The organism is Cupriavidus sp. 05T42, from assembly GCF_056396345.1.
Window position 1 is genome coordinate 398424 of the sequence record NZ_JBFTLH010000003.1, and the last position, 16434, is coordinate 414857.

Here is a 16434-nt window from a genome sequence, read left to right on the forward strand (position 1 = left end):
CCACACCCCACGCTACGAAAAACCTCTTCACCAGGAAACTCCGGAAACTGCCGGCGATGCACGCATGCATCGCCATGATGATAAAAAACACCGGCCCGCGCGCCCGGCAACGGCGATCCGCGCGCTATGCGCTAGCGGTCCTTGCCGTTGCCATCGCCATTGCGGCCGGTACGGTTGCGCAGCAGCTCGAGCTTGAGCAGTGCGTCCGCAAGCATACTCTTAAGACGCGCGTTCTCCTGCTGCAACTGGCGCATGCGGCGCCCGTCCGGCACATCGGACTCGCGTGCCGGGCCGTACTTCGCACGCCATCCGTAGAACGACGCATCGCTGAAACCATAGCGCGCGCAGAGTTCCCGCACGGGCACCCCACTGGCGGCCTCGGCCAGGTACATGCGGATCTGCTCCTCCGAATAGCGTCTGTTCATCCGAATGCCTCCGCTTGCACCAAGCGCTCGCCCCGCGCATGCACGCGGCCAGCCCACCCTGCCGGTAAGGTAGCCCAATGCCCGGGCAAAAGGAATTCAGTGTCTTTGCAGCGCGAGTTAAGCAAATTAACGACCCGGCCGCGTGCCCCGCGTGGTCCGAGTCCGTGTCAGGCGTGTCCGATGTTGACAGGGAAATGGCGCAAATTTCGGTATTCCAAATTGGACAAATTCATGTCATCACTCACTGCCGGACAGCCGCTTCAAACCCGTCGGACATTGCTGGCTCACACTTGCAAACGCCGGTCACGCGGGTCGGCCATCGCCCTGCAAGGCGCGCCAGGCACGGCTTTCGCGTTGTCTGATTGTCCGGACATAAGGCCCGATATGCATCCCTGTTCTGTCAGGAATCGAACCGAGTTCCTAGTAGTTTGCTAAATGATGTATTAAGATTCCTCGGCACCAACTAAATTTCGAAACGCCTGCAAAGAGTGCCACTGCGCGCTCTCGGACAGGCGACTATCGGCGCGGATTTCATTGCCGCCGCCAACCGGCCTGAGGAAGAAGGGGACCACTGCTAACGTCACGTGCCATGCAACGCTTCGGCGTCGCGCGGCGAACCCGTGGCATGCACTGCAGATTTCGGTAACCCGGGCGACTCTTGACCACTTTGCAATTCCCCGCCCTCTAGCAGTTCATAAGTCCTGGCAGTTTCGGCTTGGTCCGGCACGGGGGTGCCGACGCGCTTTCAAGCTGCGACCACACAGGCAGGAAGTCGCAACTTCCTTAGTGCCCACAAAAAATAAAACCAACAATCTGGATCGGGAGAAGTCAGCATGCGGCACGTCAGCACCAAGCTTTTGCACGTCTTTGTCCTGTTGATGGAATATCGGGACCTCAACGCGGTGGCCGCCTGTACCCAGGGCCGTGTCCCCACCGTGGCCTATAGCCTCGCGCGGCTGCGCGAGATCACCGGCGACGCGCTGTTCGTCAAGCGCAATGGCACGTTGGAGCCAACGCCCCATGCGCTGCGGCTCGAGCATACTGCCAGGCAGATTCTTGCAAAGTGGAATCTACTGGTCCGCCCGCTGGCCGAAAGCACACAAACCGGTGCCACCGGACGTCGTATTTCCATTGGTTTTTCATCGTCGATTGGCGATCCGGTCATCACCGAGATCCTCAGCACGCTGTGCGAGCAATTCCCGCAAGACAGTTTTGTGACCCGGCCGGTCATTGCCGATGCCTCCCTGGCCGGCAGCCTGGATACCGGTCAGCTCGATTGCGCCTTCGTGGTGGATGGCGCCACCGTGCCAGACGGCGTGATGCCGCACAGCATCCTCGCCACGCCGCGCCGGCTGGTCAGCGCCGCGCGCGCCCATGGCCCCGACGACGCGGAGAGCGACTGGATCCTGCTGCAGGAAGACTGCGAGGCCGGCAGCCCGCTGCGGGCGTTCCTGGCGCGGCAGGCCAATACGCCGGGGCATCGGGAAACCGTGGTGCCGTCGTGGCACACGCAGATCACCCTGCTGCACGCGGCCGGCGGCATCTGCCCGGTACTCGACTTCAACGTGCCGCTGGTCACGCGCGACCGCAAGACGCGCCTGCTGGCGCCGCCGGGCAGTTTCCCGGGCTGGGCCTCGCTCCAGTTCTGGACCGCCGAGCAAACCCCGGACCGCGTGGCGATGCGCGACATCATGGACGTGGGCGCCGCCGTGCTACGGGACCCCATCCGCGCCATCGAGGACCGCCGGCAGGGCCGGCCAGAGCCGCGCCGCCTGGCGGTGGCCTGACGCTCCTCCCCCGGCGCCCCGGCGCCGGGACACCCTCCGTGACACCCTCGGACCCCGCGCGGTAACCGCCGCGCGGGGTCTTTCCTTTCCGGCCAACCCCTGCCGCGCAAGTCCCGGCTCTCAGCCGCCTGCATTTTCCGAATCGTCTCAAATCATTTGCGCAGGAGTCCGCATTAATCTCAGCGGGCATTGACGTGCGCCGGGTCGTATCCCGTTTGGTCCGCGCGCACGCGTGCACGCAGTTGCCTGCGTGTTTGCGCCGCACGCCCTCCCGCGTGCGGCGCCTTTTTTCACGCCTGCCAAAAGTCGTATCGGACCCATGTGCACAGGAGGCATTGGATGACATTGAGGATTTTGCTGGCCGACGACCATCCCGTCATTACGGCGGCAATCCGCGCGTGCTTGCAGACACAGACGGGTTGGGAAGTCTGCGGGGAAGTGGCAAGCGCAACAGAACTGCATCAACAGGTGGAAATTCTGCAGCCCGACGTGGTGGTCACGGACTACCACATGCCCGGCCCGGCCGAACTGGACGGCGTGCGGCTGATCACCAGCCTGCGGCGGCGCTACCCCGCGCTGTCGATCATCGTGCTGACGATGATCACCAATCCACTGGTCCTGCGCACGATCCTGGACGCGCACGTCCATGGCCTGCTGCTCAAGGATTGCCCATTGACCGAGATCGTCACCGCCATCGCGCGGGCGCAGCGCGGCTTCACCTACATCGGCAAGTCCGCGCTGCGCGCGCTGGCGCCCACCGAGCTGCGCACCATGCTGCCGTGCGGGCGCAACGGCGTGCAGCGCCTGTCCGCGCGCGAAACCGAGGTCCTGCGGCTGTACCTGACCGGGCGCACGGTCACGGAGATCGCCGCCACGCTGTGCCGCAGCGTGAAGACCATCAGCCGGCAAAAGAACTGCGCGATGCACAAGCTCGGCGTCAGCAACGACCGCGAACTGTTCGAATGCGCGGCGCTGCAGGGCGTCGTCCTGCCCCTAGGGCGAAACTGAGACAACACTGAGTCCAAACTGAAGCAAGACCGAAGCAAAACCGAAGCAAAACCGAAGCCATTGCCATCGCGACCGCTCGCTATAATCGATTTCGCCGTATGACACCGTTGTCATGCGCCACCTACCGACATGCCCGAACACCATCCCGCCACAACTGCCACAACCACCCCGCCGTCCCCCGGCACCCCCGGCCGCGCCGTGCCCGCCCTGCTCGTGGCCGCCCCGGCTTCCGGGCAAGGCAAGACCACCGTCACGGCCGCGCTGGCCCGGCTGCATGCCCGCCAGGGCCGCACCGTCCGCGTATTCAAGACTGGCCCGGACTTCCTCGACCCGACGCTGCTGGCGGCGGCCAGCGGCGCGCCGGTGCATTCGATCGATCTCTGGATGACGGGCGAGGCCGACGCGCGCGCGCGGCTGGCCGAGGCGGCGGAAGTGGCCGACCTGATCCTCGTGGAAGGCGTGATGGGCCTGCACGACGGCACGCCGAGCAGCGCCGACGTGGCGCGGCGCTTCGGTCTGCCCGTGCTGGCCGTGATCCAGGCCGGCGCCATGGCGCAGACCTTCGGCGCGCTGGCCTACGGGCTGGCGCACTATGGGGCGCCGCTGCCGCCAATGCGCGTACTGGCCAACGGGGTCGGCACGGCGCGCCACGCCGACCTGCTGCGCGAAAGCCTGCCGGCGGACATCGGCTGGGCCGGTGCGCTGGCGCGCGACGCGGCGGCGAGCCTGCCCGAGCGCCATCTGGGCCTGTTCAGCGCCGACGAACTGCCAGACCTGATCGAGCGCCTCGACCGCATGGCCGACGCGCTGGAAGCCTTGCCGATCGGCCAGTTGCCGCCCGCTGTGCCCTTCCCGGCGCCAGCGCCGCCGGCTGCGCCCGGCCCGCGCCCGCTGGCACATAAGACCGTGGCGATTGCCCGCGACGACGCGTTTCGCTTTATCTATCCCGCCAATGTGGACACGCTGTTCGCGCTCGGCGCCGATGTGGTGTGGTTCTCGCCGCTGCGCGACCGCGCGCTGCCCGCGTGCGACGCGCTGTGGCTGCCCGGCGGCTATCCGGAGCTGCACGGCGCCACGCTCGCGGCCAATGCCGACATGCGCACGGCACTGCGGCGCGCCCATGCGGACGGCCTGCCGATACTGGCCGAGTGCGGCGGCATGATGGCGCTGTTCGATACGTTGGTAGACAAGGAAGGCGTCAGCCACCAGATGGCCGGCCTGTTGCCGGGCACAGTGACGATGCAGCGGCGGCTTGCCGCCATCGGCCACCAGTCCGTAACGTTTCCGGGTCTGCCGGACAAACCCGGAGAACCCCTGCGCGGCCACACCTTCCACTATTCGAAGACCGATTCGCCGCTGGCGCCGGCGGTGCGGGCGGTGTCCCCGCGCGATGGCGCGCCGGGCGAGGCGGTCTACCAGACCGGCTCGCTCACGGCGTCATATGTGCATCTGTATTTTCCGACCAACCCGCTGGCCATTGCGGCGCTGCTGGGCGGGAAGGTGGGATAGCGGGATAGCGGAAGGATGGGGGACCGGCTCAGGCGGCGTCGCGCTCGGCCACGGTGCGGGCCGCGGCATCGGCAATGCCCGCCTCGAGCTGCGCCAGACCCTTGGAGAGGTTGTGCATGGTCGTCTCGGACACATCGGCCAGCACGTCCTGGAGGAAGGTCGAGCGGCGCGGCAGGGCCTGCTCGACGATATCGCGCCCGAGCGGGGTCAGCGTGACATTGGTCATGCGATTGTCGCGCTCGCTCGTGGTGCGTTCGATCCAGCCCAGTTCCTGCAACGCCTTCAACTGGCGCGTGAGGGCGCCGGGGTCCATGCCGACGCGGTCCGCCAGCGGCTTTTGCGCGATGGGGCCATCGTGGCCATGCAGCGCGGACAAGATGCGCCAGCGCGGCAGCGGATGACCGATGCGCTGCTCGAACGCCGCCGCATAGGCGCGGTAAGTGCGTCCAAACTGTTGCAGTACGGCCAGGCTTTGTCGCTCCAGTTCCACTCCGAATCTCCTTTAGGCGGACGCTTGCATCCGCGGGGGCGCCGTGATCTCAGGCGGATCAGTCGGCTGCCATCGCGGGCTCCTGCACCCGCGTCAGCTTCACCGGCGGGACCCGGCGTACGCGCCAGAGCCCCACCAGGGCCGCAATCGCCGCCACGAGCAAGCCAAGATGGATGGCCCCGACGAGCGATTGGCGCGCCTGCTCGAGCAGCAGGGCTCCATTGTGCCCTGCCTCCTGAAGGTTGGTCAGCAATTCTGCTTGCGCGACCTTGTCGATCAGGATCTGGGGGTCGGTCATCCTCCCGGCCCAGTCCGACGCGCCGGCCGCCTGCAACGCACGCTCCACGCCTCCGGTATAGCTGCGCGTCACCATCGTGCCAACCAGCGCGGTGCCGACCATGCCGCCTACCATCCGCAACGATTGCAACATCGCTGTTGCAATGCCGAGGTGGGCGCGGCCGGCCGTCTGCTGGGCGAACACAGTCAGGTTCGGCAGCACGAAGCCGAGCCCGAGGCCGGCCAGCAGCATGGTCCCAAGCAGCACCATGTGATGCATGCCGCGCGTGGCCTGCGACAAACCGAGGCAGGCGAGCGCCAGCAGCGCAAATCCCGCATAAAGCATGCTGTTCGGCACCGGAATGCGCGTGATGATGCGGCCATTGAGAATGCTGCCGATGGTGATGCAGACCACCATCGGCGTCACCAGCAGTCCGGCCTCCTTCGGCGAATAACCAAACCCGCCCTGGAACAGCAGCGGCGCGTAGAGCAGCAGCGCGAACATCGCAAACCCGCCCAGCACGCCAAGCACGAACAGCGAGGCCAGCGCCGGATTGCGGAACATGTCGAGCGGCAGCAGGGGGTCCGCCGCGCGGTGCGACCACTGCCAGAGGCCGACGAACGACGCCACGGACAGCACGGCCAGGCCAATCGTCACGATGTCCAGCCCGCGCTCCGGCAGCCATTCCACCGAGAGCTGGAGGCAACCGAGCCCCGCCGCGATCAGCAGCGCGCCCAGCCAGTCCACGCGAATCGGCCCCTTGTGCGCCTGATGGCGCAGATGCGGCAGGTAGCGCCACGCGAACAGCAGGCCGAGCAGGCCCACCGGCACATTGATATAGAACACCGCGCGCCAGCCATACCATTCGGTCAGCACGCCACCCATGGACGGGCCGATGGCATTGGCGAGCCCGAATGCGGTGCTCATCATCACCTGCCAGCGCAGGCGCACGTGCGGGTCTGGGAACAGATCGGGAATACAGGCGAAGGCGGTGCCCACGAGCATGCCGCCGCCAATGCCCTGCAGGGCGCGCGCCGCCACGAGGAACGGCATGCTGGGCGCCATGCCGCACAGCACCGAGGCCACCAGAAAGACCACGATCGACACCAGCACGAAGGGCTTGCGGCCGTAGTAGTCGCCCAGCCGGCCGAAGATCGGCACGGTGACGACCGACGTCAGCAGGTAGGCCGTGGCGACCCAGGCGTAGTACTCGAAGCCCTGCAGTTCGGCGACCACCGTCGGCAGCGCGGTGGCCACCACGGTCTGGTCCAGCGCCACAAGCATCACCACGAAGGCGATGCCGATCATCGCCAGCAGCGATTCCCGGAACGGCAGGATTTGCCCGTTGCCGGACGTATGTGGAGCGCCCTGCCCTTCTTGCGACGCGGAAGTCATTCTATTGCCCGATCAATCGTTGTGCGGTCAATGATTATAGGTCGAAATTTCCTTAATTTGCAGGGCGGAACGTGGGAGAACTGCGTTGCTTCGATTCGATATTTCGACTACATTCGAATCATGGAATCTTCTCAAATCATCGAAGCGCTGGCCGCCCTCGCCCATGCCTCCCGGCTGGCGGTGTTCCGCGCGCTGGTCCAGGCCGGGCCGGAGGGCCTGCCTGCCGGGCAGATCGCCACGCTCCTGGATGTGCCGGCCTCGTCGCTTTCCTTCCATCTGAAGGAGCTGCACCGGGCCGGCCTCGCCAACAGCCGGCAGGCCGGACGGTCGGTCATCTACACCGCCCGCTACGAAACCATGAACGACCTGATCGGCTTCCTCACCGAGAACTGCTGCGGCGGCAATCCGTGCGGGCCGACGGCGGCTTGCGCCACCCCGCCGTTGCAGGGAGCCGAAGGATGAGCAGCCCGGACATTGCAGCGCCAGCCCGAGCCGCCTCCGCGCCCGCCATAGGATTCTTTGAACGTTATCTCACCGTCTGGGTGGCGTTGTGCATCGTGGTCGGCATCGCGCTCGGCCAGATGCTGCCCGGCGTGTTCCAGGCCATCGGGCGCATGGAGTACGCGCAGGTCAACCTGCCCGTGGGCGTGCTGATCTGGGTGATGATCATCCCGATGCTGCTGAAGATCGATTTCACGGCGCTGGGGCAGGTGAAATCGCACTGGCGCGGCATCGGCGTGACGCTGTTTATCAACTGGGCCGTCAAGCCGTTCTCGATGGCGCTGCTGGGCTGGCTGTTTGTGCGGCATTTATTCGCGCCGCTGCTGCCCGTCGATCAGCTGGACAGCTATGTGGCCGGCCTGATCCTGCTGGCGGCTGCGCCATGCACGGCGATGGTGTTCGTCTGGAGCCAGCTCTGCAAAGGCGATCCGTATTTCACGCTGTCGCAGGTGGCGCTGAACGACGGCATCATGATCGTGGCCTTCGCGCCGGTGGTAGCGCTGCTGCTCGGCCTGTCGTCGATCACGGTGCCGTGGGACACCCTGCTGACCTCGGTCGGCCTGTACATCGTGGTGCCGGTGGTCATCGCGCAGATCGCGCGAAAGCTGCTGCTGGCGCGCGGCGCGGCGCACTTCCAGCGCGTGCTCCGACACCTTGGCCCCTACTCTATTAGTGCGCTGCTGCTGACCCTGGTGCTGCTGTTCGCCTTCCAGGGCAAGGCGATCATCGACCAGCCGATGGTCATCGCGCTGCTGGCGGTGCCGATCCTGATCCAGGTCTTCTTCAATTCCGGTCTCGCCTACCTGCTCAATCGCCGGCTTGGCGTGGCGCACTGCGTGGCGGGGCCGTCCAGCCTGATCGGCGCGAGTAACTTCTTTGAATTGGCCGTGGCCACGGCGATCAGCCTGTTCGGCTTCCAGTCCGGCGCGGCGCTGGCTACGGTGGTCGGCGTGCTGATCGAGGTGCCGGTCATGCTGCTGGTCGTCCACATCGTCAACCGCTCGCAGCGGTGGTACGAGGCCAAGCTCCCCTGAGGAACCAAGATGATTGTCACGATTTATCACAATCCTGATTGCGGCACGTCCCGCAACACGCTGGCGATGATCCGCAATGCCGGGATCGAGCCGCAAGTCATCGAATATCTGCACACGCCGCCGTCGCGGGCGCAGTTGCAGGCCATGATCGGACAAGCCGGGCTGACCGTGCGCGAGGCGATTCGCGAAAAGGGCACGCCCTACGCCGCGCTGGGGCTGGCCGATCCGGCCTTGACGGATGACCAGTTGCTGGACGCCATGCTCGCCCATCCCATCCTGATCAACCGCCCGTTCGTCGTGACCGACCTCGGCGTGCGGCTGTGCCGGCCGTCTGAACTTGTGCTCGATATCCTGCCGTCGCCGCAGCAAAGCCCGTTCACCAAGGAGGATGGCGAGGTGGTCATCGACGCGCAGGGCCGGAGGGTGGGTCCATGACGATTGCCTTGCCCAATGTCGTGCCGGCGCTGCTGGAGACGCCCGACGTCCAGAAGCTCGAGCCCACGCGGGTCAGCACCCATCCGCCCCGCATCCTGCTGCTCTATGGCTCGCTGCGCGAGACGTCCTACAGCCGGCTCCTGACGCTGGAAGCCGAACGCATCCTCCGCCACTTCGGCGCCGAGACGCGCGTGTTCGATCCGAGCGGCCTGCCGGTCACTGACAGCGTGCCCGCCGATCACCCCAAGGTGGTGGAACTGCGCGATCTGTCCGCATGGTCGGAAGGCCAGGTCTGGTGCAGCCCCGAGCGCCACGGCACGCTGACCGCGGTGTTCAAGAACCAGATCGACTGGCTGCCGCTGGAAAGCGCCGGCATCCGCCCTACGCAGGGCCGCACGCTGGCGGTCATGCAGGTCTGCGGCGGATCGCAGTCGTTCAACGCCGTCAACGCGCTGCGCGTGCTGGGCCGCTGGATGCGCATGGTGACGATTCCCAACCAGTCCTCCGTGGCCAAGGCGTACCAGGAATTCGACGACGCCGGGCGCATGAAGCCGTCCGCCTACTACGACCGCGTGGTCGACGTCATGGAGGAGCTGTACAAGTTCACGCTGCTGATCCGGGACCGCTCCGACTACCTGACCGACCGCTACAGCGAGCGCAAGGACGCCGCGCCGGCCCGGGCGGCGGCGCTGGCGGCGGCGGCGATGGACCACGAGCGCCAAGCGGCTGCGGGCGACACCGACGAAGGCGAAGTCGAATAAGGCCAACCATGACCGACGTACCGAATGGCAGCCTCGTGGCACGGCTCGGGGCTGCACAGACGCTCGCCTGGGCATCCTCTTACTATCTAGTGGCCATGCTCGCGGTGCCGATGGCGCGCGACACCGGCGTGTCGGTGCCGACGGTCTTCGCGGCGTTCAGCGCCGCGCTGGTGGTCTCGGCGCTGCTCGGCCCCTACGCGGGCCGGCTGATCGACCGGCTGGGCGGACGGCCGGTGCTGATGGCCACCAGCCTCGTCTTCGCGGCCGGCCTGGCGGGGCTCGGCCTGGCCCGGGAAAGCGTGGGACTGTTCCTGGCGTGGCTCGTCATCGGCATCGGCATGGGCAGCGGGCTCTACGAAGCGGCGTTCGCCACGCTGGTGCGCCTGTACGGCACGCGCTCGCGCAATGCGATCACTGGCATCACGCTGATCGCCGGCTTTGCCAGCACCGTGGGATGGCCGCTGTCATCCTGGCTGGAGAGCCACTATGGCTGGCGCGTGGCCTGTCTGGTCTGGGCCGCCTTGCACCTGACGGTGGGCCTCGCGCTCAATGCGAGCCTGCCGCGCGCGGGGGCCGATCCGGCGCCCCCATCCACGGCACCCGCAGCCGGCAAACCGGCGGCGCCCGGACCGGCGTCGGGCGCGCCGGCCACCTGGGTACTGGCCTTCGTGTTCGCGGCGACGTGGTTCATCAGCACGGCCATGGCCGCGCACCTGCCGCGGCTGTTGCAGGCCGGCGGCGCCACGTTGGCGACGGCCGTGCTCGTCGGCGCGCTGATCGGGCCGTCGCAGGTTGGCGCCCGGCTGCTGGAGTTCGGATTGTTACGCAAGGTTCATCCGCTGCTGTCGGCACGGCTGGCGGCGGCCCTGCACCCGATCGGCGCGGCGGCCTTCATGGTCGCGGGCGCGCCGGCCGCCACGCTGTTCGGGGTGCTGCACGGCGCCGGCAACGGCATCCTGACCATCGCCAAGGGCACGCTGCCGCTCGTCATCTTCGGGCCGCAGGGGTATGGGCATCGGCAGGGTGTGCTGATGGTGCCGGCGCGCATCGCGCAGGCGCTGGCACCGTGGCTGTTCGGGCTCTGTATCGACGTCTGGGGTGCACAGGCGCTCTGGGTCTCGGGCGGGCTGGGGCTGGCGGCCAGCGCGGCCCTGTTCGCCATCCAGTCGGCGCCTATCCACCAGGGCGCGCCGGCCCCGGCGGCGGAATAGCGCCTAATATGGGGAGGAGCCGCAACTACCGGAGCCTCCCATGCATCCTGTCACGCTGATTGGCGCGCCCACCGATGTCGGTGCCAGCATTCGCGGTACGTCGATGGGGCCCGAGGCCCTGCGCGTGGCCGATATTGCCGGGGCGCTGGCGCGCAACGGACTGCAGGTGACCGACTTCGGCAACCTCAGCGGCCCGGGCAACCCCGGCCAGCTTCCCGTCGACGGCATGCGCCACCTGCAGGAAGTGCTGACGTGGAACCAGTTGGTGTTCGACACCGCCTATGCCTGCTTCGCCAGCGGCCAGATGCCGCTGTTGATGGGCGGCGACCACTGCCTGGCCATCGGCTCGATCAGCGCCGCCGCGCGCCATTGCCGCGAGACCGGCAAGCGGCTGCTGGTGCTGTGGCTCGATGCCCACGCGGATGCCAACACCGGCAGCACCAGCCCCACGGGCAATATCCACGGCATGCCGGTGGCCTGCCTGTGCGGCGACGGCCCTGCGCCGCTGACCGCCCTGAGCGGCGTCACGCCGGCCATGTCGGCCCAGTCGATCCGCCAGGTGGGCATCCGCAGCGTGGATGCCGGGGAGAAGCTGCGCCTGCGCGAGCTGGGGCTGACGGTCTACGGCATGCGTTATATCGACGAAAACGGCATGCGTCAGACGATGGAGCAGGCGCTCGCCGGCATCGACGCGAATACGCATCTGCATGTCAGCTTCGATGTGGATTTTCTGGATGCGCAGATCGCGCCGGGGGTGGGTACGCCGGTACGCGGCGGGCCGACGTATCGGGAGGCGCATCTGGCGCTGGAGATGATCGAGGATACCGGGGCGCTGGGGTCGCTCGATGTGCTGGAGCTGAACCCGGCCCGGGACGTCCACAATCAGACGGCCGAGCTGGTGGTGGACCTGCTGGAAAGCTTGTTCGGGAAGTCGACGCTGTAGCAGCGCTGGCTTGGGCTCCCCTCTCCCGCAAGCAGGAGAGGGGAGAACGTCTTCAGCCGCCCTTCGCCTGCGCCGTCACCTCGTTCCACCCACCGCCCAGCGCCTTGTACAGGTTGACCTCGCTGGTCAGCTGGTTGAGGCGCGAGTCGATCAGCACCTGTTGCTGCGCGTACAACTGGCGTTGTGCGTCGAGCAGCGTCAGGTAGTTGTCCACCCCGGTACGATAGCGACCCTCGGCGAGCTGGAAGTAGTCCCGGCTCGCCTCGACCAGGCGCACCTGCGCCTGGAGCTGCTCCGTGTACGTGCCGCGCGCCGCCAGCCCGTCCGCCACTTCGCGGAAGGCCGACTGCACGGTCTGCTCGTACGTCGCCACGTTGATGTCCTTCTGGATCCGCGCGTAATCCAGGCTGGCGCTCAGGCTACCCGCCGTGAAGATCGGCAGGTTGATCTGCGGCGAGAACAGCCACGTGCCCGAACCCGCATCGAACAGCCCCGACAACTGGCGGCTCGCCGTGCCCGCCGAGGCGGTCAGCGAGATGCTCGGGAAGAACGCCGCGCGCGCCGCGCCGATATCGGCGTTGGCCGACAGCAGGCGGTGCTCGGCGGCGAGGATGTCCGGGCGGTTCTGGAGCAGGTCAGACGGCAAACCCGCCGGCACGTCCGCCACCAGCTTGCCATCGAGCGGCAGCCCTTCGGGCAGGTCCGCCGGCAGGCTCGCGCCGAGCAGCAGCGTCAGCGCATTGGTGTCCTGCGCCACCAGCCGCGTATAGCGGCTCAGCGAGGCCCGGGCGTTTTCCACCTGGGTCTGTGACTGGCGCAGGTCCAGCCGCGAGGAAATGCCTTCCTCGTAGCTGCGGCGCGTGAGGTTGTAGGTCCGCTCGTAGGTCACCAGCGTCTCGCGCGTCAGCTTCAGCTGCGCCTCGTCGGCGCGCAGCGTCAGGTAGGCGTTGGCGACGCTGGCCACCAGCGCGATATGCGTGCTGCGCTGGGCTTCGTCGCTGGCGAAATACTGCTCCAGCGCTGCCTGGCTCAGGCTGCGCAGCCGGCCGAACAGGTCGATTTCCCAAACGGTGGTGCCCAGCGACACGCCATACGAACTGCTGATGACCCGCTGGCCCGTGCTGGAGAGGTCGGCCGGCACGCGCTGCCGCGTGCCCTGCGCCGCCACGCCCACCTGCGGGAACAGGTCCGCGCGCTGGATGCGGTACTGCGCGCGGTACGCCTCCACGTTCAGGGCGGCCACGCGCAGGTTGCGGTTGTTCTGCAGCGCGACGTCGATCAGCCGCTGCAGGCGCGGATCGGCGAAGTAGTCGCGCCACCCCAGTTCCGCGGCCGGTGGCACCTGGCCGGCGCCGTTGGCGGCCGGGTAGGCTTCGCCCTGCGGATAGGCGGCTTCCACCGGCGCCGCCGGACGCTCGTAGGTCGGGATCAGGCTGCACCCCGCGAGCGCCGCGCTAGCGGCGACGGCCATGCTGATTAGCGTTTGTCTCATGCTTTGGCCTCCTTTTCGAGGGAGGAGGAATCGTGCTTCTCGCGGCGCTCCTTGAGCGCGTTCACCACCACGAAGAACAGCGGCACCCAGAAGATGGCCAGCACCGTGGCCGTGAGCATGCCGCCGATCACGCCGGTACCGATGGCGTGCTGGCTGCCCGAGCCGGCGCCTTGCGACACCGCCAGCGGGAACACGCCGAGAATGAACGCGAGCGAGGTCATGATGATCGGCCGCAGGCGCATCCGGCACGCCTCCACGGCCGCATCGACCAGGCTCTTGCCCTGCTCGTGCAGTTCCTTGGCGAATTCCACGATCAGGATTGCGTTCTTGGCGGACAGGCCGATGGTCGTCAGCAGGCCCACCTGGAAGAACACGTCGTTGGACAAGCCCCGGCCGATCGTCGCCAGCAGCGCGCCGACCACGCCGAGCGGCACCACCAGCATCACCGAGAACGGAATCGCCCAGCTTTCATACAGCGCGGCGAGGCACAGGAACACCACCAGCAGGGACAGCGCGTAGAGCGCCGGCGCCTGCGAGCCCGACAGCCGCTCTTCGTACGACAGGCCGGTCCACGAGTAGGCAATGCCCTGCGGCATCTGCTTCATGATGGCTTCCACCGCCGCCATGGCCTCGCCGGAGCTCTTGCCCGCCGCCGGTTCGCCCAGGATTTCCACCGCCGGCACGCCGTTGTAGCGCTGGAGCTTGGGCGAGCCATAGCCCCACTTGCCGGTGGCGAAGGTCGAGAACGCCACCATGTCGCCCTTGTCGTTACGCACGAACCACTTGTCCAGATCTTCCGGATTCATGCGCGCGTTGGGGCGGCCCTGCAGGTAGACGCGCTTCACGCGACCGCGGTCGATGAAGTCGTTCACGTAGCTGGAACCCCAGGCGATGGAGATGGTGCTGTTGATGTCCGCCAGCGACACGCCTTGCGCGCGGGCGCGCTCGTCGTCGATCTCCAGCTGGTACTGCGGCTCGTCGTTCAGCCCGTTCGGGCGCACGCGTTGCAGCGCCGGGTCCTTGGCGGCCAGCGACAGGAACTTGTTGCGGGCTTCCATCAGCGCGTCATGCCCCAGGCCGGCCTGGTCCTGCATGTAGAAGTCGAAGCCGGTAGCGTTGCCCAGCTCCTGCACGGCCGGCGGCGCAAAGGCGAAGGCCAGCGAGTCCCGGAAGGTGCTGAACTTGGCCTGGGCGCGCTTGGTGAGGTCGAACACGCTGGTGGCGTCACCCTCGCGCTCCTTGAACGGCTTGAGCAGGATGAACGCCAGGCCCGAACTCTGGCCGCGGCCGGCGAAGTTGAAGCCGTTCACGGTGAAGAGCGAGCTGACGATCTTGCCCTCGTCATTGAGCAGGTAGTTCCGCATCTGGTCGAGCACCGCCTGCGTGCGCTCCGCCGTGGCGCCGGCCGGGGTCTGCACCTGGGCGTAGAGCACGCCCTGGTCTTCTTCCGGCAGGAACGAGGTGGGGATGCGCGTGAACAGGAAGGCCATGCCCGCCACGATCAGCACGTAGATGATCAGGTAGGGCACGCGCCGCTTCAGGATGCCGACCACGCTGCGCTCATAGCGCTGCGTGGAGCGGATGAAGCTGCGGTTGAACCAGCCGAAGAAGCCCTTCTTGTGCTCGCCGTGGTCGCCCTTCTCGATCGGCTTGAGCATGGTCGCGCACAGTGCCGGGGTCAAGATCAGCGCCACCAGCACCGAGAGCACCATCGCCGAGACGATCGTGATCGAGAACTGGCGGTAGATCACGCCCGTGGAGCCGCCGAAGAACGCCATCGGCAGGAACACCGCCGACAGCACCAGCGCGATGCCGACCAGCGCGCCCTGGATCTGCCCCATCGACTTCCGGGCGGCCTCCTTCGGCCCCAGCCCCTCCTCGGACATCACCCGCTCGACGTTCTCCACCACCACGATGGCATCGTCCACCAGCAGGCCGATGGCGAGCACCATGCCGAACATCGTCAGGGTGTTGATCGAGTAGCCGAACGCCGCCAGCACGCCAAACGTGCCCAGCAGCACCACCGGCACGGCGATCGTCGGGATCAGCGTGGCGCGGAAGTTCTGCAGGAACAGATACATCACCAGGAACACGAGCACGATGGCTTCGAGCAGCGTCTTCACCACTTCGTGGATCGAATCGGCGATGACTGGCGTCGTGTCGTACGGGAACACCACCTGCATGCCCGCCGGGAACGACGGCTCGAGCTGGTTCAGCGTGGCGCGGATGGCCTTCACCGTATCCAGCGCGTTAGCGCCCGAGGCCAGCCGGATGGCGATACCCGAAGCCGGGCGGCCGTTGTACTGCGCGTTGATGTTGTAGTCCTGGCCGCCCAGGCCCACGTCGGCCACGTCCTTGAGGCGCACCTGCGAGCCGTCCGGATTGACCTTCAGCAGGATGTTGCCGAACTGCTCGGCGGTCTGGAGACGGGTCTTGCCGATCACCGACGCATTGAGCTGCTGCCCGCGCACGGCCGGCAGGCCGCCCAGCTGGCCGGAGGCCACCTGCACGTTCTGCGCCTTGATGGCAGTGCTCACGTCCAGCGGCGCCAGCTGGAAGCTGTTGAGCTTGGCCGGGTCCAGCCAGATGCGCATGGCGTACTGCGAGCCGAACACCTGGAAGTCACCCACGCCAGCGGTCCGCGAGATCGGATCCTGGAGGTTCGAGACGATGTAGTTCGACAGATCCTCCCGCGTCTGGCTGGGGTCGGTCGACACCAGCCCGACGATGACCAGGAAGTTCCGCACGGACTTGGTCACGCGAATACCCTGCTGCTGCACTTCCTGCGGCAGGAGCGGCGTGGCCAGGGCGAGCTTGTTCTGGACCTGTACCTGGGCGATGTCCGGGCTGGTGCCCTGCTCGAACGTCACGGTGATGGTCATGCTGCCGTCGGAGTTCGACTCCGACGAGATGTAGCGCAGCTTGTCCAGCCCGTTCATCTGCTGTTCGATGACCTGCACCACGGTGTCCTGCACGGTCTGCGCGGACGCACCCGGGTAGTTCACCGAAATGGCGATGGTCGGCGGGGCGATGGCCGGGTACTGGTTGATAGGCAGCGACCGGATGGCCAACCCCCCTGCCAGCATGATGACCAGCGCGATCACCCAGGCAAAGATCGGCCGGTCGATGAAGAAATTAGACATGGCGATTCCTCATGCGTCGGTCC

At 67.1% G+C, this 16434-nt stretch carries 14 protein-coding genes; 9 read left to right on the forward strand and 5 right to left on the reverse strand.

Annotation, left to right across the window (positions count from 1 at the left end; all coding sequences use genetic code 11):
- Positions 1 to 131: 131 nt before the first annotated feature.
- Entirely contained in the window at positions 132 to 425 is a 294-nt protein-coding gene (locus AC1EJR_RS05975) for a transposase (RefSeq protein WP_092294449.1), read from the reverse strand.
- Between the two features lie 833 nt (positions 426 to 1258).
- On the opposite strand from AC1EJR_RS05975, the gene AC1EJR_RS05980 reads away from it, so the two are divergent.
- The 3 genes from AC1EJR_RS05980 (at position 1259) to AC1EJR_RS05990 (ending at position 4729) form a co-directional block, all read left to right on the forward strand.
- On the forward strand, positions 1259 to 2212 hold the full coding sequence (locus AC1EJR_RS05980) for a LysR substrate-binding domain-containing protein (protein WP_477113813.1): 954 nt from the start codon (positions 1259 to 1261) through the stop codon (positions 2210 to 2212).
- Positions 2213 to 2551: 339 nt separating this feature from the next.
- Positions 2552 to 3220 (forward strand): response regulator, encoded by a 669-nt coding sequence (locus AC1EJR_RS05985; RefSeq protein ID WP_092294445.1) that lies wholly within the window; start codon positions 2552 to 2554, stop codon positions 3218 to 3220.
- 207 nt (positions 3221 to 3427) lie between these two features.
- A complete protein-coding gene (locus AC1EJR_RS05990; RefSeq protein ID WP_255370829.1) occupies positions 3428 to 4729 on the forward strand; it encodes a cobyrinic acid a,c-diamide synthase CobB in 1302 nt (433 codons plus the stop codon).
- A 28-nt stretch (positions 4730 to 4757) separates the two neighbouring features.
- On the opposite strand, the gene AC1EJR_RS05995 is transcribed toward AC1EJR_RS05990, so the two are convergent.
- Positions 4758 to 5219 (reverse strand): MarR family winged helix-turn-helix transcriptional regulator, encoded by a 462-nt coding sequence (locus tag AC1EJR_RS05995; RefSeq protein ID WP_092294441.1) that lies wholly within the window; start codon positions 5217 to 5219, stop codon positions 4758 to 4760.
- Between the two features lie 58 nt (positions 5220 to 5277).
- On the reverse strand, positions 5278 to 6891 hold the full coding sequence (locus AC1EJR_RS06000; protein ID WP_092294439.1) for an MFS transporter: 1614 nt from the start codon (positions 6889 to 6891) through the stop codon (positions 5278 to 5280).
- Positions 6892 to 7011: 120 nt separating this feature from the next.
- Between AC1EJR_RS06000 and AC1EJR_RS06005 the strand changes: the two genes are divergently transcribed.
- From AC1EJR_RS06005 to rocF, 6 genes are read left to right on the forward strand one after another with little or no spacing between them, the layout of a single operon-like run.
- Positions 7012 to 7353, forward strand: coding sequence for an ArsR/SmtB family transcription factor (locus AC1EJR_RS06005; RefSeq protein ID WP_092294437.1), 342 nt, complete (start codon positions 7012 to 7014; stop codon positions 7351 to 7353).
- Positions 7350 to 8426 carry an ACR3 family arsenite efflux transporter gene (gene arsB / locus AC1EJR_RS06010; protein ID WP_092294435.1) on the forward strand — a complete coding sequence of 359 codons (1077 nt, stop codon included), beginning with the start codon at positions 7350 to 7352 and terminating at the stop codon, positions 8424 to 8426. The genes AC1EJR_RS06005 and arsB overlap by 4 nt, the downstream gene beginning before the upstream one ends.
- A 9-nt stretch (positions 8427 to 8435) precedes the next feature.
- Complete coding sequence (arsC, locus tag AC1EJR_RS06015; RefSeq protein ID WP_092294433.1) at positions 8436 to 8861, forward strand: arsenate reductase (glutaredoxin); 426 nt, start codon at positions 8436 to 8438, stop codon at positions 8859 to 8861.
- A complete protein-coding gene (arsH, locus tag AC1EJR_RS06020) occupies positions 8858 to 9622 on the forward strand; it encodes an arsenical resistance protein ArsH (RefSeq protein WP_477110148.1) in 765 nt (254 codons plus the stop codon). Before arsC ends, arsH begins: the two co-directional genes overlap by 4 nt.
- Before the next feature lie 8 nt (positions 9623 to 9630).
- On the forward strand, positions 9631 to 10833 hold the full coding sequence (locus tag AC1EJR_RS06025; RefSeq protein WP_092294429.1) for an MFS transporter: 1203 nt from the start codon (positions 9631 to 9633) through the stop codon (positions 10831 to 10833).
- Positions 10834 to 10873: 40 nt separating this feature from the next.
- Positions 10874 to 11776, forward strand: a complete 903-nt coding sequence (gene rocF / locus AC1EJR_RS06030) for an arginase (protein WP_477113814.1) — start codon at positions 10874 to 10876, stop codon at positions 11774 to 11776.
- A gap of 52 nt (positions 11777 to 11828) precedes the next feature.
- Here rocF and AC1EJR_RS06035 read toward each other — a convergent pair whose 3' ends face one another.
- A complete protein-coding gene (locus AC1EJR_RS06035; protein WP_441593694.1) occupies positions 11829 to 13268 on the reverse strand; it encodes an AdeC/AdeK/OprM family multidrug efflux complex outer membrane factor in 1440 nt (479 codons plus the stop codon).
- Positions 13265 to 16411 (reverse strand): efflux RND transporter permease subunit, encoded by a 3147-nt coding sequence (locus AC1EJR_RS06040; RefSeq protein WP_092294423.1) that lies wholly within the window; start codon positions 16409 to 16411, stop codon positions 13265 to 13267. Before AC1EJR_RS06040 ends, AC1EJR_RS06035 begins: the two co-directional genes overlap by 4 nt.
- Between the last annotated feature and the right edge of the window lie 23 nt (positions 16412 to 16434).